Source organism: Corynebacterium belfantii, assembly GCF_041898185.1.
Classification (GTDB): Bacteria; Actinomycetota; Actinomycetes; order Mycobacteriales; family Mycobacteriaceae; genus Corynebacterium; species Corynebacterium belfantii.
Genome location: NZ_CP157823.1, coordinates 211,063 through 230,181, shown reverse-complemented (window position 1 = coordinate 230,181; position 19,119 = coordinate 211,063). Strand labels below are relative to the sequence as shown.

17 protein-coding genes are annotated in these 19,119 nt (G+C 58.2%); 5 read left to right on the top strand and 12 right to left on the bottom strand.

Going from position 1 to position 19,119, the window contains the following annotated elements:
• Position 1 precedes the first annotated feature (1 nt).
• The 8 genes from ABMV07_RS01275 to ABMV07_RS01240 all read right to left on the bottom strand — a co-directional run bounded on the left by ABMV07_RS01275 (position 2) and on the right by ABMV07_RS01240 (position 9,386).
• Positions 2–1,039, bottom strand: a complete 1,038-nt coding sequence (locus ABMV07_RS01275) for a mannosyltransferase family protein (RefSeq protein ID WP_374064824.1) — start codon at positions 1,037–1,039, stop codon at positions 2–4.
• A 45-nt stretch (positions 1,040–1,084) separates the two neighbouring features.
• Positions 1,085–2,737: a phospho-sugar mutase gene (locus tag ABMV07_RS01270; RefSeq protein ID WP_197690841.1), complete on the bottom strand. Its 1,653-nt coding sequence runs from the start codon at positions 2,735–2,737 to the stop codon at positions 1,085–1,087.
• A 7-nt stretch (positions 2,738–2,744) separates the two neighbouring features.
• Positions 2,745–3,401, bottom strand: a complete 657-nt coding sequence (gene deoC / locus ABMV07_RS01265) for a deoxyribose-phosphate aldolase (RefSeq protein WP_374064823.1) — start codon at positions 3,399–3,401, stop codon at positions 2,745–2,747.
• A gap of 34 nt (positions 3,402–3,435) precedes the next feature.
• Entirely contained in the window at positions 3,436–4,800 is a 1,365-nt protein-coding gene (locus ABMV07_RS01260) for an MFS transporter (protein WP_374064822.1), read from the bottom strand.
• Positions 4,797–5,513, bottom strand: a complete 717-nt coding sequence (gene deoD, locus ABMV07_RS01255) for a purine-nucleoside phosphorylase (protein ID WP_088268020.1) — start codon at positions 5,511–5,513, stop codon at positions 4,797–4,799. Before deoD ends, ABMV07_RS01260 begins: the two co-directional genes overlap by 4 nt.
• A gap of 179 nt (positions 5,514–5,692) precedes the next feature.
• Positions 5,693–6,745: an HNH endonuclease signature motif containing protein gene (locus ABMV07_RS01250; RefSeq protein WP_374064821.1), complete on the bottom strand. Its 1,053-nt coding sequence runs from the start codon at positions 6,743–6,745 to the stop codon at positions 5,693–5,695.
• Between the two features lie 74 nt (positions 6,746–6,819).
• Positions 6,820–8,169: an IS256-like element IS1132 family transposase gene (locus ABMV07_RS01245; protein WP_374063848.1), complete on the bottom strand. Its 1,350-nt coding sequence runs from the start codon at positions 8,167–8,169 to the stop codon at positions 6,820–6,822.
• Positions 8,170–8,447: 278 nt separating this feature from the next.
• A complete protein-coding gene (locus ABMV07_RS01240; RefSeq protein ID WP_088267313.1) occupies positions 8,448–9,386 on the bottom strand; it encodes a sugar-binding transcriptional regulator in 939 nt (312 codons plus the stop codon).
• A gap of 241 nt (positions 9,387–9,627) precedes the next feature.
• Here ABMV07_RS01240 and leuA point away from each other — a divergent pair, with 241 nt between their 5' ends.
• The 5 genes from leuA to ABMV07_RS01215 are packed head-to-tail and all read left to right on the top strand — an operon-like array spanning position 9,628 to position 15,374.
• On the top strand, positions 9,628–11,445 hold the full coding sequence (gene leuA, locus ABMV07_RS01235; protein WP_374064820.1) for a 2-isopropylmalate synthase: 1,818 nt from the start codon (positions 9,628–9,630) through the stop codon (positions 11,443–11,445).
• Between the two features lie 23 nt (positions 11,446–11,468).
• Positions 11,469–12,233 carry an NADPH-dependent oxidoreductase gene (locus tag ABMV07_RS01230; RefSeq protein ID WP_374064819.1) on the top strand — a complete coding sequence of 255 codons (765 nt, stop codon included), beginning with the start codon at positions 11,469–11,471 and terminating at the stop codon, positions 12,231–12,233.
• 48 nt (positions 12,234–12,281) lie between these two features.
• Positions 12,282–13,337 (top strand): DNA polymerase III subunit epsilon, encoded by a 1,056-nt coding sequence (locus ABMV07_RS01225; protein ID WP_374064818.1) that lies wholly within the window; start codon positions 12,282–12,284, stop codon positions 13,335–13,337.
• 20 nt (positions 13,338–13,357) lie between these two features.
• Positions 13,358–14,620, top strand: a complete 1,263-nt coding sequence (locus ABMV07_RS01220; protein ID WP_088267309.1) for a Mur ligase family protein — start codon at positions 13,358–13,360, stop codon at positions 14,618–14,620.
• Between the two features lies 1 nt (position 14,621).
• Positions 14,622–15,374, top strand: coding sequence for a type 1 glutamine amidotransferase (locus tag ABMV07_RS01215; protein WP_196977588.1), 753 nt, complete (start codon positions 14,622–14,624; stop codon positions 15,372–15,374).
• Positions 15,375–15,380: 6 nt separating this feature from the next.
• Here the strand turns inward: ABMV07_RS01215 and recR are convergent, their stop codons facing one another.
• The 4 genes from recR to ABMV07_RS01195 form a co-directional block, all read right to left on the bottom strand.
• Positions 15,381–16,037, bottom strand: coding sequence for a recombination mediator RecR (recR, locus tag ABMV07_RS01210; RefSeq protein WP_088267307.1), 657 nt, complete (start codon positions 16,035–16,037; stop codon positions 15,381–15,383).
• A gap of 3 nt (positions 16,038–16,040) precedes the next feature.
• On the bottom strand, positions 16,041–16,361 hold the full coding sequence (locus tag ABMV07_RS01205; RefSeq protein WP_088267306.1) for a YbaB/EbfC family nucleoid-associated protein: 321 nt from the start codon (positions 16,359–16,361) through the stop codon (positions 16,041–16,043).
• 72 nt (positions 16,362–16,433) lie between these two features.
• Positions 16,434–18,554, bottom strand: a complete 2,121-nt coding sequence (locus ABMV07_RS01200; RefSeq protein ID WP_374064817.1) for a DNA polymerase III subunit gamma and tau — start codon at positions 18,552–18,554, stop codon at positions 16,434–16,436.
• Positions 18,555–18,564: 10 nt separating this feature from the next.
• Positions 18,565–19,116, bottom strand: coding sequence for a suppressor of fused domain protein (locus ABMV07_RS01195; protein ID WP_088267304.1), 552 nt, complete (start codon positions 19,114–19,116; stop codon positions 18,565–18,567).
• Positions 19,117–19,119 lie beyond the last annotated feature (3 nt).

Here is a 19,119-nt window from a genome sequence, read left to right as displayed (position 1 = left end):
TTTAGATCGCCCAGGGAAACACCACGATCATGTAGGCGGAGATGGCAAGCCCTCCTAGCGACCACAGAATTACCGCAGGCCAGGTGCGGATAAATGGCAGAGCGAGCAGGACCATGGGCAGCAAGAGCCGCGGACGGGAGTGCATGATTCCGCCGCTGAGCAGCACGTTGAGGCCAATAAATAGCGAGAAGAGCCAGGGTGCGAGCGGGAGACGTGGATAAGCAACCACTAGTGCGATGACGGCGATGATAATGCTGGCGGAGCTGAGTACGTAGCCGAGGCGGATGGGTTCGTGGAGACTATGGACGATCCAGTTGATGGTGCTGATTCCGCCGTCGAAACCCGAGCCCCAGCCTTTTTCTTGGATGCCAAAGTATCCTCCGGCGTCGCGAGTGACCCAGGAGGCCCAAGCGAGGTAGCTGGCGGTGGGCAGGGCTGCGATGGCGGCGAGGGGCAGGTGGCGTTTGGAGGCCAGCAGCAAGACGATGGCGAAGGTGGCTACGAGGTCGATTCCGGTGAGGCGTACTAGTCCTGCAAGCGCGACGAGGAGGGTTGCTTGCTGCCAGTGTTGTTGCATCATTGCGATGAGCGCCCAGAGGCTTAGCGCCATGAAGGGGGCCTCGGTATAAACCATGGTGAAGGTGCCGGTCATGGGTGCTAAAAGCACCACAAGCGTTGCGACGATACGTCCGCTCGGCGTGGTGATTCCCATAAGTTCTGCGAGTCGCATTACTGCCAGCGCGAGAGCAACTGTAGCAATGGTGACGATGACCAGCCCTGATGCTTCTAGTGGCAGGTGGGTGATCGCGCTGAGCATGCGCATGGTGATGGGGAGCCCTGGGAAGAATGCGACGCTGGTTTCGGGGTTGGCGAGGTAGCCGTCGCGGGCGATGGTGAGGTATTGGTCGGCGTCCCATTTCAGCGCTGCGGTGGTGATGGCGTTGGGGATTCCGGCGGTTGCTCCTGCTATGGCAAAAGCCCCGAGCCGCAACGCGGTGGTTGCGGCTACGAGGGCTAGTGCTGTGAGTACCTTGTTCATACTTGTCACTAATGTAGCAAGGCTGACCGCGAGGTTGTTTCTCTCCTACATTCCGAGGTGGGTGCGCAGTGCGGTGGCGATGGTGTCGAGGCGTTGGGTTGCTTCGGCGCGTGGGATGGTGTCACCGGTGACGGGCATGACCACTTCGAGGTAGCACTTGAGTTTTGGCTCGGTGCCGGATGGGCGGCAGATAATGCGGTCGTTGCGGTCGGTGATAAACATCATGCCGTCGGTTGCGCCCCATGGCAGGGTTGGGTCGTTGAGGTCGGTGACCTCGGTGACGGTGGCTCCTGCGAGTTCCGTTGGCGGTTGTGCGCGTAGGGCGCTCATGGCACGGGCGATGATGGAGAGGTCGTCGACGCGGAAGGTGAGCGGAGCGGTCTGGTAGAGGCCGTGCTCGCGGGCCAGGTCGTCGAGGGCATCATCGAGGGTGCGGCCTTCGGCTTTGAGGGCACTGACGAGGCTCGCTACGACCACGGAGGCGGAAACGCCGTCTTTGTCGGCGACTGCTTCTGGGTCGCAGCAGAATCCGATGGCTTCCTCGTAGCCGAATACGAGTTCAGGGGTGCGTGCGATCCATTTGAATCCGGTGAGTGTGGTGGCGTGGGTACGCCCTGCGGCTTCGGCGATCTTGGAGAGCAGGCGGCCGGAGACGATGGAGTTGGCCATGGAGCCTGGCTTTGCGACGCTCGCACGGTATGCACCTAGCACCGCACCTGTCTCGTCGCCGCTGAGCTGGCGCCATCCGCCTTCGGCGTTAGCGTCTAGGGTGGCGACGGCACAGCGATCCGCGTCAGGATCGTAGGCGATGATGACGTCTGCACCGATGGCATTGGCGTGTGCTTTCGCCAGGTCGAGGGCACCTTTTTCTTCTGGGTTCGGGAAGGACACCGTGGGGAAATCTGGGTCTGGCTCGGCTTGTTCTGGGACGAGCGAGACGTTGAATCCGGCAGCGGTGAGCACCTTTTCGCCCAGGTCTGCGCCGACACCGTGCATGGCAGTCAGGGCGATGAGGACGTCGCTCTTTTTGTCTGCGAGGGTCAGTGCGCGGGTGAGATAGTCCTCGCGTGGGTCAACATGTTCGATGTTGTCGGTGGTGCGTGGGATCTCGTCTGCGTACGGTGCTGCTGCAATTGCCTCGGAGATTTCTTTGTCCGCTGGGCTGATCAGCTGCACGCCTTCGGCTGCTCCTTGGGCGATGCGTCCACCGAGGTAAACCTTGTAGCCGTTGTCGGCTGGCGGGTTATGTGAGGCGGTGACCATGATGCCGGCATCGGCACCAAACTTCTTCACACTAAAGGCGGTCAGTGGGGTGGGGTTTTTGGCTGGTAGCAGCAGGGCGCGTCCGCCGGCTGCGGAGACGACCTCCGCTGCAGCTTGGTGGAACTCTAGGGATCCGTGGCGGGCGTCGCAGCCAATCACGATCGTAGGGGTGGCATCTGCTCCAAGCTGGGTTTTTACCCAGTTGACTAGGCCGTAAGTGGTGCGCAGGATGACTGCCAAGCTGAGCTGTGATTCACCTGCGCCCACTCGTGCTCGTAGGCCGGCGGTGCCAAAAGTCAGCGGTCCGTTGAATGCCTGCTGGAGAGATTCTTCATCGTGAGTTTTAAGCCAACCCTCGATGGTTTCTTTGGTGCGAGGGTCGGGATCGTGGTCCGCCCACTCGCGGGCTGTGAGCTCTAGCTCTGCGTAGCTCATGATTGTTCTACTCTCCTAGTTCTTCAAGAATGGCTGCGGAGGCAGACAGACCCAAGCGGGTAGCGCCTGCTTCGATCATGGCAAGGGCATCCTTGGCGGTGCGGATGCCGCCGGAGGCTTTAATTCCGAGGCGGCCGCCCACGGTTGCGTGCATGATTTCCACTGCGTGAACGCTTGCGCCACCTGCTGGGTGGAAGCCGGTGGAGGTCTTGACAAAGTCTGCGTCAGCGTTTTCGGAGGCCTTGCATGCTGCGACGATTTCGTCGTCAGTCAGTGCTGCGGTTTCGAGGATGACCTTGAGGATTCCTGGTGCTGGGACGGCGTCGCGAACAGCCTTGATCTCAGCCTCGAGCTCGTCGAACTTGCCTTCCTTGGCGAGGGCGATGTTGATCACCATGTCGACTTCTTCTGCACCATCGGCAACAGTGCGGGCAGCTTCAGCAGCCTTGATCTCTGGCTTGACGGCGCCGGACGGGAAGCCCACGACAGTTGCTACGTGGAGGTTTTCTGGAACCTCAACTGGGAGTGCGGATGGGGATACGCATACCGAGTAGGTGCCGAGGCGGGCGGCGTCGGCGATGAGTGCCTTGAAGTCGTCGGTGGTTGCCTCTGGCTTGAGCAGGGTGTGGTCGATCATCTGGGCTACGTCGTTGCGGGTAGTCATTTTGTTGAGGCTCCTTGAGAAGTGGGTGGATGTTTTAGTGGTTTGCTACGGAATCGATGCCTGCGGCCTTTTCGCGGCTAAATAGCGCGCGGTCAGCGATGAAGTACATCACGGCTCCGACGACAGCGATCGCGGCAAGAATCCAGATCACGGCGTTGGTTCCGATGTTGAGGTTCATCAGCTTGAAGGTGTAGGCGATACCGAGTGGGACACCAATGTTGATGGTCAGGTTGTAGAAGCCAATGGCCACACCGGATTTCTCCGGCAGGATGTTGGCGAGCGCAGTGTTCACCAGTGGTGCGTAGAGCAGCGCAAATCCGGATGCGAACAGGATGATCGAGGCGATTGCCACGGCAACGTGAACCTGGATGGCGAGCGCGCCGACCACGAGGGCGACGATGATCATGCCCAGTGCGGTGAAGATCGTGCGTCGCGACGTCATCAGCTTGCCGATCTTTCCGGAGAAAATGCCGATCAGGACTGCGCAGATATAGCCTGGGATCATCAGATATGATGCCTGAGCTTGGTCTAGTCCGTGGAACTCTTTAGCTGCGAATGGCAGCAGCACGATGTATCCGAGCTGGGTGGAGTAAATGATCAGCACGAGCAGGATTGCCCATACGTAGCGACCATTTTTGAAGAACTCTGGGTTGACCACTGGATTCTTGGCGTTGCGTACGTACAAGACGAAAATCACGATGCTGACCAGCATGAATGCCAACCAGAACAGCTTGAAGGCCTGCATGTACTGGATAACCGAGGTAGCAAAGATAGCGATCAGGAATAGACCAACAACATCGAGGTGCGACGAGGAGGCTTCTTCTTCTGGGACGGTCTTGAGGATAAATGGCACTGCCACGATCAGGATCAGTGGGACCAAGAACATCACGCGCCAGCCAATGTAGGTGGAGATAGCACCAGAGGTCAGTGCGCCTACCAGCAAGCCGGACTGGAATGCGGCAGTAGAAAAGCCGAGGTAGGTCTTTTGGTCTTCCGCTGCGAGGTGCTTGGTCACGTAGATCACGTACAGCGTTTCCGCTGCAGCGAGGCCACCGGTCTGAATGAGGCGACCTGCAAGAACAAGTGGCCACGAGCCGGAGAACACGAATCCGATGACGGATCCCACGACCACTAGGCTAATACCGATGAGCATGAGTTTGCGGATCGAGATGGCGTCGGCGAGTGCAGCATAAACAACCGCACCAATGCCGATGATCACACCTGCAAGTGATGCCTGCAGCGAGGCTGTGTTGGGGTCGATGCCCAAGCCCTCTGCCATCGGGCCGGTCATGGTCTTAAAACCATTGTCCACAATCAAACAGAAAACGAAGCTGAACAGCAGTACCGGCACTGCCGCTTTCGGATTAGTGGGCTTCAATGTTGCATTGTGTGTTGTCATGCGCGCGCCAATGGTAGTGCGAGTTCCATCATGTCAGTGAAGGCACTTTCGCGCTCTTCAGCCGTGGTGCGTGCGCCGGTGAACAGGTTGTCCGACACGGTAAATACGCCCAGAGCATTTGCACCAGCGTATGCGGCAATGGAGTACAGTGCTGCCGATTCCATCTCTACACCGAGCACACCCATGCGAGCCCAACGCTCATTCACGGTGCTATCAGTGTTGTAGAAAACATCGGAGGACAAAATGTTGCCGACGTGAACCTTCTTACCCTTGTGGTCAGCCTCATCCATGAACGCCTTCAGCAGGGTCCACGATGCAGTTGGGGCGTAGGTGCCAGGCAGGTTGTACTGCTCAAGGAAGTTGGAGTCGGTGGATGCAGATGCTGCAACGATAATCTCGTAGAGGTCAATATCTTTCTGCATAGCGCCGATGGAGCCTACGCGAATAACGTTGCGAGCATCAAAGAAGTTAATGAGCTCATAGGAGTAGATGCCGATGGAAGGCATACCCATGCCGGAGCCCATCACAGAAACTGGGGTTCCTTGGTAGGTACCGGTGAAGCCAAGCATGTTGCGCACCGAGTTGAACTGCACAACGTCTTCTAGGTAGGTGTCTGCGATAAACTTTGCACGCAGTGGGTCGCCAGGCAGCAAAACAGTTTCTGCGATGTCGACGCCTTTGGGATTGATGTGTGGGGTTGATTTTTCAGCCATGACGTGCATCTCCTCGCTCGTGAATTATCTGATACTTCGAGGTTAAGCCCGAGTAGTTACAAATGTCAACGCCCACTTTTACATTTGTTCTATGGTCTATGCCATAGCCCACTGGGCGATTACTAAATTTAGGCATGCGGAATCCACGCGCGAGCCCCCGCGCACACATCCCTCATCCCCTATGCCGCTTTTTTGATTTTCTTTTCTCTGCGTTGCCTAAACGTTTGCCCCGCTAGCACCCCTTCCGGTGTGGTGACCACCGTACGATCACCGATCTGCCACGACACCACACCACCGGCACCAATCTCACAATCGACCCGACGAGACGTTTTCACATTGTGATGATGCCGACATAAACACTGAGCATTGACAGCACCGGTAACTCCACCGAGATCATATTCTTCAACATGGTCAATATCGCACCACTGCGCCGGCACCCCACAACCAGGGAAACGACACACCCCATCACGGCCTTGAATAAACCTGCGCATTGCTTCTGTAAACCGGTAACCGGTCGACACAGCCACATCAGCGTCACCGAGCACACGAACAACAGGATGCTCAGGCACCTGAGGCAGGGCCGTTCCCTGTGGGGTGCAGGTAATCCCCGTGCCGGTGTCGTAGAGGTTGATCACCACACTGGTTTTGTCTTCTAGGAGAAGTTGTAGGGCTGTAGAGTCGTCGCAACTATGGGTCTTTTTGATGCTGCGTAGGGTGGTGTCGAGTAGCTCTGCGACACCGGCGTGGATAAGGGCGTCGATGCCTGCGAGCCCGTGTCCGGCGTCATAGATGTAGACGTATTGTTCTGGTTTTCGAGTGTTGTCGAGGTGGTAGCCGAGGTGGGTGATGGTTTTGCGTAGGAATCGGGTAATAGCTCTGGCGGTGGGGATGGTTTGTGCTGGTTGGGTGGGTGTGAGCCAGCGTGTCAGGTGGGTGTCGATGGTGTCAAAGTAGGTGGTAGGTAGTGCGGAGATGATTCTGGTGATGCTGATTAGTCGGGTGTCGTCGAGGTGCCAGAGTTGTTGGTAGAGGGTGTGGAGTTGTGGGAGTTGGGTGAGGTAGTAGATGGCGTCGAGGTGGTCGCAGACGTAGCGTTGGGTTTTGCCGATACGGGTGGCGATGTCTGCGGTGTAGGTGTCAACGTCGTCGTTGTCATTGGGTTGTAGGCTGTGCCAGCGGTAGTAGTCGAATTGGATGCGTAGTCGTTCAGCACGGCAGAGTGGGTCGTTCATGTCGCAGTGACTGTAGAACGGTTGTGTGGTCTCCCTGTGAGAGTGTCCGATTGTTTGTGTGCGGGGGGCTTGGTTTACAAGTAGTCCGCGAATCGGTCGGGGTAAGCCACGGCTAGTTGGTTGATGGCTTGTTTCCACCCGGTGGCTTTCGCTCCTTCAATATAGCCGTTGCATTCGATGGCGCGCTTGGCTTTCTTCGCTCGCTGGGCAGCGCGCTTGTCCTCGATGTTGCAGATCATCAGCCACAGTGTCTTTAGTGCGGCGGTATCGTTCGGGAACTGGCCGCGGTTGCGGGTGGCTTTCCGCAGCTCAGCATTCAGCGATTCGATCGAATTCGTGGTGTAGAGTACCCGCCGTGCCGCAGGCGGGAACTGCAAAAATGGCACAAACCGGTCCCAGGCGTCGCGCCAGACTTTGACCGATTGCGGGTATTTACGGCCCAGTTCACTGGCCTCGAATGCGTCCAGGGCGGCGCGGGCGGTGTCCTCGGTCGGTGCGGTGTAGACCTCCCGTAGCGCACTTGATACGGGTTTGCGGTCTTGGTAGGACACCCACCTGTTGGCCGCCCGGATCAGGTGCACGATACAGGTCTGCACCATGGAATTCGGCCAGGTTGCCTCCACGGCTTCCGGCAGGCCTTTGAGCCCGTCGCAGCAGACGATGAACACGTCTTGGACCCCACGGTTGGCAAGGTCAGCGCACACGGATGCCCAAAAACTGGCGCCTTCATTGTCTGCGATCCACAATCCCAGGATGTGCTTGATGCCGTCCATGTCGACGCCTACCGCCATGTAGCAAGACTTGTTGACCACGCGGTGGCCATCGCGGATCTTCACTCGCAGCGCGTCGAGGAAGATCACTGGGTAGAACTCGTCGAGCTGGCGGTTTTGCCAGATCATGACCTCTTCTAACACCGCGTCGGTAATGGTGCTGATCGTATCTGGGCTCATATCCACCCCGAGGGTGGTGGCGAGGTGGTGGCAAATATCGCGCACGGTCATCCCACCGGCGTACAGGGAGATGATCATGTCATCAAGCTCCGTCAGACGGCGGGTGCCTTTAGGCAGCATCCGCGGCGTAAACGTGCCAGCTCGATCCCGGGGCATAGTCACATCAAAGGTGCCGTAGCCAGAGTTGACGGTTTTGGTGTACGACCCGTTGCGGTGATTGCCACCATCCGGGGTGCCCAGCTGGGCTTTCGCCGTACGATCAGAGTGCGCGTATCCTAGATGCGCGTCCATTTCAGCCTGCAGACCAGCGTTGATCGATGCCTGCAAAAGACCTTTGACCAGGTCGCTGGCATCATCGGTGGAAGTCGACAACTCGCCGATCAGTTCGGCGATTTCCGGATTTTCCATCAGCTTAGCGCTGATCTCGTTGACCCTGTTCGGGTCATGACCTTTCCTCGGTGACACGGTAGTCATTATCAGTGAAACTCCTTCTGGATCAGAGCCTCACACACAAAACACCTGACACCCTCTCCCCTGTGATGTTCATGATGTTTAGCCCCCTGGTTGTTCATGTTGTTTGCGAGTGTATCGCAAGGCCTTGACATCCGAAAGAACATTCGAACAAAAAGGGGTAACGATAGGGGCTAGCGCGCGTTATAGCACTATGGTTACACTCAAAATCAGCCAATCAAACACAGGGGGAAATAAAAATGGCACTAGTATTCGACAGCGTTAACAGCACCGCATCTCCACTACGCCATCTCTACCACGCGTTGCGCCGTAGCATGATCAATCACCACATGGGTCGCCACACCGGTACGCAAGGCAGTTTCAATCGCCGACGCCTTCTCCAAACCGCCCGCTACCAGCACCCGTACAGGCCGCTTCTTCAAATCTGCCAGCGATATTCCCACCGTTCGAGCATCAATATCAGGGTCCGCAACCTCACCTTGAGCATCATAAAAGCGCGAGCACACATCACCTACCGCATACTCCATCAAACGAGCCTGCTCACTAGGCGACAAATACCCCAAGTTAAGCAGCAAACTTTCCGGCTTTACCGCCCCGACCGTAAACACAGCAACGTCACAATGCGCCCCCAGGTTCAACATGGACGCAATATGTCGATCCTTCACTATCAGCTCTTTAGCTTCTTTGCTGTCAAGAATGACAGGCAACGGCAACATCATCATTTCCGCATTCAGAGCCCGCGAGAAGCGCGTCAGCGTCACCATGTCGTTAGTGTTGCGCACAGTATGCGAGTGCCCGCCTTTAAGTTGCACCACCTTCACATCCACCAAGGGCAAGGTGCGCAGATGTTCAGAAACGGCCAGCATCGTGTCACCCCACGACACGCCCACCGTCATACCGTCTTTTACAACTTTTTCCAGCAGCGCTGCACCGGCATTACCCAGCTCGCCAGTCAGCCTCCGCCCCATTGCAGGGGATTGTACGACGCGGACATCAACAAGTCCATAGCGAGCACAAAGCTTTTCGACGTACCCACCTGCAGCCTCGCGAGGGTCATTCAGGGAGATGGTGACAAATCCTTTATCACGAGCATGCGATAGCAGCTTGGATACTGTAGGACGAGAAATCCCCAGCTCTTTAGCTACCTGTGCCTGCCCCAAACCTGTTACGTAATAAAGTTTGGAGGCATCAAGCGCTAGGCAATCGCGGGCGTCAATCATATGTACATTTTTACCCCACTACACCCCCAACTACGACACATCCCACAACATGTTCCACATAGTGGGATACCTAGCGCATGGGGCGGGATTCATGTATGCTACTTCACATGAATCGTGCGAACCTTCTCCTTCTTCGCCGCGGCGGGTCACAGGCTTAACGTCCCTTACACACAGCCGACTCCCCGTCGCGGAGTTCTGGTGTAGCCGGCTGTAACAAGAACCCACTTAAAGGAAACTACCAATGACTTCCCCAGATACTTTCATCTCCGCCCCTGCAGCCGTTATCACCCCACGTGGTGATAAAGCACCAGGTCAGGCCCCATGGAACACTCAGCGCAATTCCTCCATGGCAGTAAACCGATACCAGCCGTTTCACGTCGAAGTAGAAAACATCGATCTCCCCGACCGCACTTGGCCGCAAAAACGCATCACTAAGGCGCCACAGTGGTGCGCAGTAGACCTTCGCGATGGCAACCAAGCACTCATCGACCCAATGAGCCCTGAGCGTAAGCGTCGCATGTTTAACCTGCTGGTCAACATGGGTTACAAGGAAATCGAAGTCGGCTTCCCATCCGCCTCGCAAACCGACTTCGACTTTGTTCGCGAAATCATTGAGAACAATATGATTCCGGACGATGTCACCATCCAGGTCCTCGTACAAGCACGCGAACACCTGATCCGTCGCACATTCGTAGCATGCGAGGGCGCGAAAAACGTGATCGTGCACTTCTACAACTCAACATCGATCCTGCAGCGCGACGTAGTATTCCGCAAAGACAAAGCAGCAATTAAAAAGTTGGCTACCGATGCTGCCGAGCTGATCAAATTGATCGCAGTGGACTACCCCGATACCAATTGGCGCTGGGAGTACTCCCCCGAGTCCTACACCGGAACCGAACTGGCATACGCCAAGGAAGTCGTCGATGCCGTCGTCGAGGTCATGGACCCAACCCCAGAAAACCCCATCATCATCAACCTGCCTTCAACAGTTGAGATGATCACCCCAAACGTTTATGCCGATGGCATTGAATGGATGCACCGCAACCTCAACCGACGCGACAGCATCATCTTGTCTCTGCACCCCCACAACGATCGCGGCACCGGTGTCGCAGCAGCAGAACTGGGCTACCTCGCTGGTGCGGACCGAATCGAGGGCTGCCTGTTCGGTAATGGCGAACGCACCGGTAACGTCTGCTTGGTCACCCTTGGTCTGAACATGTTCACCCAAGGCGTGGATCCACAAATTGATTTCTCGGACATTGATCAAATCCGTCGCACCGTTGAATACTGCAACCAGCTGCGCGTCCCAGAACGCCATCCCTATGGCGGCGACCTGGTATTCACAGCGTTCTCTGGCTCCCACCAAGATGCCGTTAACAAGGGCCTAGATGCCATGGCATCCCGAGTACGCCCCGGCGCGACCCACACCGAAGTCTCCTGGGACGAGCTGCGTGGAGAAACTTGGGAGGTTCCATACCTGCCGATCGATCCGAAGGATGTGGGCCGCAACTACGAGGCAGTGATCCGTGTTAACTCGCAGTCCGGCAAGGGCGGCGTTGCTTACATCATGAAGACCGATCACGGTTTGGCGCTGCCTCGTCCTATGCAGGTCGAGTTTTCTTCGATCGTGCAGGAGGTCACCGATGCCGAGGGTGGCGAGGTCAATTCTAAGAACATGTGGGACATTTTCGCCCGCGAATACTTGGATAGCACCAGCCCTGTGGAGCAAGTCTCTATGAGCGTTGATGCTGCGGAAACTGAAAACGATGAGGCTCGCATTCACGCCCGCCTGATCGTTAATGGTTCTGAGACGGCTATCGAAGGCCACGGTAACGGCCCAATCGCCGCATATGCCAACGCGCTGGAGTCCTTGGGCATTGATGTTGAGGTGCAGGAATATGAGCAGCATGCCCGTACCGCAGGTGACGATGCTGAAGCCGCAGCCTACATTTTGGCAGAGATTAACGGCAAGAAATTCTGGGGCGTGGGCATCGCTGGTTCCATCACCTACGCTTCCCTGAAGGCAATTACTTCTGCGGTCAACCGTGCGCTGAGTTAAATAACTACTTACACTTGGCAGACATGAAAGCAGGCATGAACGAGACAATTCGCACCCAGCTTAACCACCGCACTATCCGTGAGTTCACCACCGAGCAAGTATCGGAGGAGATCATGGAGCAGCTATTTGCGGTGGCGGGGCGGACTGCCACCTCGTTGGGAATGCAAAGTACCAGCATTATCCGTGTAACTGACCCCCAGTTACGGGCACGCTTAGCCGAAATCGGCGCCCAGGAATATGTTGGCCGCGCCCCTATCTACCTGCTGTTTATTGTCGATTGCCACCGCAACGCAGGTATCCTCCAAGAGATAGGCGCGGACCCTGCCGGTGCTGCGACAGTCCGCAACTTTGTCCAAGGGTTCACCGATGCCTGCCTCACGGCACAAAACGTGTGCATCGCTGCGGAATCGATGGGCTTGGGTGTAAACTTCCTCGGCAACGTCCACAACGATGCTGCGGCTGTGATCGAACTGCTGCAACTACCTGAGCTCACTTTCCCAGTTGTGGGCATGACACTGGGCTGGCCTAATCAAGAGCCGCAGCTTAAACCACGTATGGCTACCCCATTGCGCACAATGGAAAATGGTTACCATGCGCCCGACTCGTGGCTGGAAGCGCTTAGTGGTTACGACCAAGAGATAACCACCTACTACGATCTTCGGGATGCCAACCGGCGCGTAGATAGTTTCACCCGTCAGGTGCTTGCGAAAAATCCTACTGCAGGAGCCGACTCCGATAAACGCAATCACACCTTCGCGATCGCCCGCGACCAAGGGTTTAACCTCTAGGATTTGAATGTTTCTCTGCCCACAAGACCGCCAGCTAGACTGTTCCCCATGACTAATAAGGACCAAGAAGAGCGCGCCACCGAGCAGGCAGCAGCTCGAAAAGCAGAGATCGAAAAGGCTCCTTATGTGGCGTTATCGGTGCAGGCTTCCGGTATTCACCCATCGACGAGCCGCCTCGTCACCATTGATGCCGTTACTTTCACAGAGCAGGGCGAGGAAGTCGACCACTTCTTCGCAGTGCTCAATCCAGAATCAAACCCTGGCCCCTTCCACCTGCACGGCCTTTCGCCTGATCAGGTTAAAGAGGGCAAGCGTTATTCGCAGATCCTTAAAGCCCTTGACAGGCTAATCGATGGCCGCACCCTGCTGGTACACAACGCAGAGCTGGTGTGGGGGTTCATCGTTTCTGAGTCGAAACGTGCAATGAGCAATGCTGCCCGCGCTAACCGCAGTCGCAGTCGGCAACGCAATCGGCGCAGGCAGCGGGTGGGGCATATCCCCAAGCCGGTCACGATTGTGGATACGCTCGCTACTGCACGCCGCCTAGGATTAAAGTTTGCAGACATCCGCATTAGGAACGTCGCAACGCAACTGGGCCTAGAAGTCCCTGATGCTCGTGCGAGTGTGGCGCGCGCGCAGGCGGACAGCACACAGCTCACGCGGGAAGACACGCTGTTGGTGGCGCAGATGTTCTTTGTGGAACACGCCCAGGGAGTGGTGGCGTCGACAAGCCCGGAGGACCTGCGCGCGGACCGCTTTGGTCTGCAACGATCCAACGTCCGCGTGGATGCCATGGAGTTGCCGCGCGTGTGGGAAAACCCTGGCATCTACACCAAGGAGCGCGGGCTGGTGCAGGGCATGGAGGTTGTGGTGGCACCTGAGATCACCATGGATCCCGACCGGATCATTCAAGCGATCGTGCGCACAGAGTTGGCCTACAATGAGAAAATTACCCGCGCCTCCAGTTTGATTGTGTGCAATAAACGTGAAAATCTTACTGGCAAGGCAATGCACGGCGATCGCAAAGGGATTCCGCTGATGACGGACGAAGAATTTCTGCGTGCGGTTGAACACGTCAAGCCGGGCAAGCCAGCAGAGGCCTAAGTGGACTAGACTTAGTCGCCATGAGTTTTAATTTGCGCACTCGCCTTGCAATCGGCGCGGCCACTGTTGCCACTACGGCTTCGCGGGCGACCGGCCGTGGCTCCGGCGGCATGATTGGTGGTCTGATTGCAGAAAAAATCGACCCGAACATCATGCAGTCGTTGGCTAAAACGCGTCCGACCGCGCTCGTAACAGGAACGAATGGCAAGTCCACCACCACGCGCATGCTGGCCAGCGCCGTCCGCGCCCAGCACACCGTGGCCACCAACGAAGGTGGCGACAACATGGACGCCGGCATTATCTCCGCTCTGATGGCGGGGCAATCGGCAAGCCACGTGGTTCTTGAGGTCGATGAGCTGCACGTTCCGTCGGCAGCCGACCGCCTCCACCCGCAGTGCCTGATCCTGCTCAACCTCACCCGCGACCAGCTTGACCGCGTCGGCGAGATCAACAAGATCGAACGTGCCCTGCGCGACTGCGTGACCGCACACCCCGACATGATCGTGATCGCCAACTGCGACGACGTGCTAGTCACCTCCGTGGCTTACGACGCCCCCAACATAGTCTGGGTATCAGCTGGTGCCGGGTGGACCGGCGACTCCGTGTCCTGCCCACGCACCGGCAGCCACATCGTCCGCCAAGACGACCACTGGTACGCAACCAAACCACTCCCGAACGGCGAAACTTTCCAACGCCCCACCCCCGCGTGGACCATCACCCCTGACGGTATTCTCGCCCCAGGGCATGCCGAACCCGTCCCGCTGTCCCTAGCACTACCGGGCAACGCCAACCGTGGCAACGCCACCCAAGCCATCGCTGCGGCCGTGACCTGCTTCAATGTGCCGCTGGATGATGCTGTGCGTGCCGTCGAAACGGTAGACGATGTAGCGGGCCGCTACTCCACCATCACCCTTGGCGAGCACCAAATTCACCTGCTGTTGGCCAAGAACCCAGCCGGCTGGCAAGAAGCGCTCTCCATGGTGGATCGCACCGCCGAGGGCCTTGTGATCGCCGTGAACGGCCAAGTCGCTGATGGCGAGGACCTCTCCTGGCTCTGGGATGTCAAGTTCGAGGAGCTCGAAGAGCTTTCCGTTAAGGCTGCCGGCGAGCGCGGTACAGACCTCTCCGCGCGTCTGACTTACGCCTCCGTGGACCACGAGCTCGTGCGCGACCCCCTCGCCGCTATCAAGGCCTGCCCGGCGGGGCGCGTCGAAGTCCTAGCCAACTACACCGCATTCCGCGATCTCAAGCGCGCCATCACCGCCGCAACCAAGGAGGCTTAACATGAGCGAATTAACCATCGGTTTAATCCTGCCGGACGTGTTGGGCACCTACGGTGACGACGGCAACGCGCTCGTCCTGCGCCAGCGCGCCCGCCTGCGTGGTATCTCCGCGGAGATTCACACGGTTCGCCTAGGCGAAGCCGTTCCTGAGGGCCTAGACCTGTACTGCCTCGGCGGCGGCGAAGACACCGCCCAGATCTTGGCAGCAGAACACCTCAACAACGACCAGGGTCTGCGCCGTGCCGCTGATCTCGGCCGCCCAATTTTGGGCATTTGCGCAGGTTTGCAGGTGTTGGGGCGTTCCTTCCGCGCCTCCGGAAAGATCGTCGAGGGCGTAGGGCTTATCGACGCCACCACTGCGTCTCTAGCCAAGCGCACCATCGGGGAACTTCAGTCCACCCCCACCGCAGCAGGTTTTACCGCGGAACTCACCGAACCGCTGACTGGTTTTGAAAACCACATGGGTGCCACCATCTTAGGCCCTGATGCCCAGCCGCTGGGCGCTGTGACTCGAGGCGTGGGCAACACTGATCTGCACGGCATTACTACCGCCTCAGTGTCTGATGAGCAGGTGTCTTATGAAGGCGCTGTGCAGGGCAACGTGGTGTGCACCTACATGCATGGCCCAGCGCTGGCCCGCAACCCGCAGCTTGCGGACCTGCTACTGGCCAAAGCGATGGGCGTTGCTCTTACTGATCTTGCCCCCTTGGATCTGCCGGTCGTCGAACAGCTGCGCAAGGAGCGCCTAGCGTAGGTTTTCCTACAGCGTCAGTCTGCCGCTCAGGGCGCGCGACAGTGTGAGTTCATCAACGAACTCGAGGTCGCCGCCGAGTGGTATGCCGGAGGCAAGGCGTGATACCACAAGATCTGGGAAGTCGCGCAGCAGCCGAGCCAAATAGGAGGCCGTGGCTTCGCCTTCGGTGTTCGGATCGGTGGCAAGGATAACCTCGCGCACTTCTGGGGAGGCTTCGTAAAGCGGTGCCTCGGGGGTGGAGTCGGCGAGCTCACGGTCTGGCAACACGCCGCCGATACGCTGCAACAATTGCGAAATGTTGAGTTCACGGGGGCCAATGTTGGCAAGGGGGTCAAGTGAGCCGCCGAGCACATGATAGCGACCTGTGTACTCGCCGGTTCGTTCAATAACCTGAATGTCTTTGGGTTCTTCCACCACACAAATGGTGCTGCGGTCGCGTGAAGAGTCCGCACAAATGCGGCAGACCTCTTCGCGAGAGATATTGCAGCAAATGCGACAGAAAGTAACACCGTCACGAATAGCACCCAGCGCATCTTGCAGACGCGCAATGTCTGCTGGTTCCACATGGAGCAGATGGAAAGCAATGCGCTGAGCCGACTTCGGCCCCACACCAGGGAGCCGAGAAAACTCGTCGATCAGGTCTTGGAGAGGTCCTTCGAACAACTCTTAGAACATCCCACCAAGGCCGTCGAAGCCCTGAGACAGTGGGCCCATCTTCTGCTCTGCAAGGGTGCCGAGCTTCTCATGAGCCTCTGCGAATGCACCAACGAGCAGGTCCTGGAGGGTTTCTACGTCGTCAGCGTCAACAACCTTAGGGTCGATGGTGACGGAAGAAACCATGCCGTTGCCCTGCATGTCAATGCTCACAAGACCATTGCCAGCGGTGCCGGTCACGGTGGTAGCAAGGATCTCACGCTGAGCTTCCTGCAACTTAGTCTGCATCTGCTGTGCCTGTGCAAGGATCTGGGACATATCCGGCTGAGTCATTCAACTGCCTTTCGCATTGTTTTTAGTATCCGCCACACCTGCTGTGCGACGGCGGTCATTCGAATAGTGTACCTAAAGCTGTCGAGCACCTAGCTCCTCGGAGAGAATGTCCACGGCAACGGTCATGGCATCGCGATGGTCACGATTACCCACGCCCTGTGCTGCTTCCCTAACCATCTCCTCTTCCTCATCATGGTCCACTACATAGTTAGACGTAGTCTGAGAGGCTTGAGGTTCCGGCATCCCCTCATCTGCGGGGTAGCCGTAGGGATCCGGCGGCACATCCGGCTCTTCCGGCTCGGGCGGCAGCGGCACCCCATCGGAGAACGACGGTCGCTTGGCGCGCTCCTCCATCTTGCGCATGCCACGTTCAGCGGCCTGCTGCCAGCGGGGTTTCGGAGCTTCTTGCACAGGTTGCGGCGCAGCTGGAGGTTGTGGTGCCGTCACCTTGGCAGGACTAAAGCGCTCTACCGGCGGTGGCGGCGGAGGCGTAGCTGGTTGTCCACCACCGAGCGGCGCAGGTGCACCCCAGACATTATCGCTGGCATGGGCAGGTTCCGGTTTTGAGTCAGGCTTGGGCTCGGGTTTAGGCTCCGGCTTGGGTTCCGGTTTTGGGTCGGGGTTCCACACCTTTTTGTTTTCTGGTTCGCTAAAACCAGCAGCTTTGGGGTCCGTACCTACTACGCACTCAATGGTCACATCGAGGTCAGTTTCCTGCTTAATCGCGGTGACGATGGAGCCTGCATGCTGTGGGTCGTTGATCCGATGCGCCAGTGCACCAGTGTTGTGGCCGATCACAAGGGTGGAGCCGTCGCGCAAACCCAGCAAGGTTGCCTGGCTGAGCAAAATACCAGCCACAGAATTGGCCTTGAAGATCACATCGCTGATCGTTGCCCACTTCTCTTGAATGGTGGCAAACCCATCGCGCGGCTTCGGCTCGGGCGCAGGAACAGGAGCAGGAGCGGCAACCTCGGCGGTCTTGCGTGCAGCTGCTTCCCTGGCCAAGCGGACGGAACGGCGCTCGTATTTAGCGGGGATCTCAGTGGGCGCTGGCCCCGGCGCAGCGGCAGCAGGTGTAGTGGCAGTTGCTGCGGGTGGCGCGCTGGGCAGGAGCATTTTTGCGCAGAGGATTTCGAGGAGCAGGCGTGGCGAGGTTGCTCCTTTAAGTCCGCGGAGGCCGTCGTTGACCAGTGCCGCTAGTCGGGCAGCTTCGCCTGCCGGTAGGTGTGCGGCTTGGTCGCGGAGGATGTCGCCGCGGTCGGTGGGGGCGTCGACAAGCCCAAGGGTGAGGGCGTCGGGGACCGATTGGAGGACCATGAGGTCGCGGAAGCGGTCGAGAATGTCGGTGGCGAAGCGGCGGGGGTCGAGGCCGGATTCGATGGCATCGTCGACGACTTGGAACAGGGCGGCGTTGTCGTTGCCGGCGAGGGCGTCGATGGTGGTGTCGATGAGGGTGTCATCGGTGGCGCCGAGCAGCATGCGGGCAAGGTTGTAGTCGAGGCCGTCGGGGCCGGCACCGGCGATGAGCTGGTCGAGGATGGAGAGGGTGTCGCGCGGGGAGCCGCCGCCGGCGCGGATCACGAGCGGATAGACGGAGTCTTCCACGGCCACGTGCTCGCTAGCCACGGTGCGTTCCAGCAGGCCACGCATGGATTGTGGGGTCAGCAGACGGAAGGGATAGTGGTGGGTACGCGAGCGGATTGTGGGAAGGATTTTCTCCGGCTCGGTGGTAGCGAAAATAAAGATGAGGTGCGCCGGTGGCTCTTCGACGATTTTAAGTAGGGCGTTGGCGCCGTCGCGAGTAATCATGTGCGCCTCGTCGATAATAAAGATGCGATAGCGCGATTCGGCGGGGGCGTACATGGCGCGGTCGCGGAGCTCACGCATGTCATCTACGCTGCGGTTACTTGCCGCGTCGAGCTCGGTAACGTCGAGGTTGCCAGGCGCGTTGGGGGCAAGCGAAATACAAGAGTTGCATTTGCCACAAGGAGTAGAGGTGGGGCCTTCGACGCAGTTCAGGGAGCGCGCCATAATGCGTGCCGACGACGTCTTTCCGCAGCCACGTGGACCCGAGAAAAGGTAGGCGTGGTTGATTCGGTCACTGTCCAATGCCACCGATAGTGGTTGAGTTACCTGCTCTTGCCCCACGACCTCTGCGAACGACGCTGGTCGATACTTCCGATATAAAGCCACGTGCCCTAGCCTACCGACTCCAATCCAGTAGATCGATTCCCGCTCGCGCAATCTCCGACTGGAGTTCCGGAATGCCATAGGTGACCGCGTAATCGAATTCTTCTTGGGTGAGCATCACCAGCTGGAGCATCACCGTCAGCCGATCAGACTCATCACATTGGGGCACTTCCCCACCCCACACATAAGGCACCACAAAAAGGCCATGCCGCACTGTGATGTCGGTACCCTCAAAGGGCTCAATCCCCACGGCAGGGACCAACTGGCCAGGCTGTGCGGGCAGCGAGCCGGAGGCGTCGTAAAGCAAGGTGCCAAGCGCACGCAACAACTCCACGAACTTCTCAGCATCCACCCCCGCGTGTGCAACCGTGAATACCTCACTGCGCACGTCGCGGCCACCAGACTCAAGGCCCGTATCTACCCGAGCGAAATCGAGAGTGGTGGCCAGCATGTCCTCGCCGAGATCGACCGTGCCTACTCGAAAACTCTCCGCGGGCGCTGGATGAATCGTGAGCTCACCAGGGAATACGCCATCGAGCCACACGGCCGTCTCGTCAAAATTCATGCA

Bases quoted from the DNA above. Each gene is read 5' to 3' on its own strand.
- ABMV07_RS01275 (WP_374064824.1), bottom strand. From the start codon at position 1,039: ATGAACAAGGTACTCACAGCACTAGCCCTCGTAGCCGCAACCACCGCG.
- ABMV07_RS01270 (WP_197690841.1), bottom strand. From the start codon at position 2,737: ATGAGCTACGCAGAGCTAGAGCTCACAGCCCGCGAGTGGGCGGACCAC.
- deoC (WP_374064823.1), bottom strand. From the start codon at position 3,401: ATGACTACCCGCAACGACGTAGCCCAGATGATCGACCACACCCTGCTC.
- ABMV07_RS01260 (WP_374064822.1), bottom strand. From the start codon at position 4,800: ATGACAACACACAATGCAACATTGAAGCCCACTAATCCGAAAGCGGCA.
- deoD (WP_088268020.1), bottom strand. From the start codon at position 5,513: ATGGCTGAAAAATCAACCCCACACATCAATCCCAAAGGCGTCGACATC.
- ABMV07_RS01250 (WP_374064821.1), bottom strand. From the start codon at position 6,745: ATGAACGACCCACTCTGCCGTGCTGAACGACTACGCATCCAATTCGAC.
- ABMV07_RS01245 (WP_374063848.1), bottom strand. From the start codon at position 8,169: ATGACTACCGTGTCACCGAGGAAAGGTCATGACCCGAACAGGGTCAAC.
- ABMV07_RS01240 (WP_088267313.1), bottom strand. From the start codon at position 9,386: ATGATTGACGCCCGCGATTGCCTAGCGCTTGATGCCTCCAAACTTTAT.
- leuA (WP_374064820.1), top strand. From the start codon at position 9,628: ATGACTTCCCCAGATACTTTCATCTCCGCCCCTGCAGCCGTTATCACC.
- ABMV07_RS01230 (WP_374064819.1), top strand. From the start codon at position 11,469: ATGAAAGCAGGCATGAACGAGACAATTCGCACCCAGCTTAACCACCGC.
- ABMV07_RS01225 (WP_374064818.1), top strand. From the start codon at position 12,282: ATGACTAATAAGGACCAAGAAGAGCGCGCCACCGAGCAGGCAGCAGCT.
- ABMV07_RS01220 (WP_088267309.1), top strand. From the start codon at position 13,358: ATGAGTTTTAATTTGCGCACTCGCCTTGCAATCGGCGCGGCCACTGTT.
- ABMV07_RS01215 (WP_196977588.1), top strand. From the start codon at position 14,622: ATGAGCGAATTAACCATCGGTTTAATCCTGCCGGACGTGTTGGGCACC.
- ABMV07_RS01205 (WP_088267306.1), bottom strand. From the start codon at position 16,361: ATGACTCAGCCGGATATGTCCCAGATCCTTGCACAGGCACAGCAGATG.
- ABMV07_RS01195 (WP_088267304.1), bottom strand. From the start codon at position 19,116: ATGAATTTTGACGAGACGGCCGTGTGGCTCGATGGCGTATTCCCTGGT.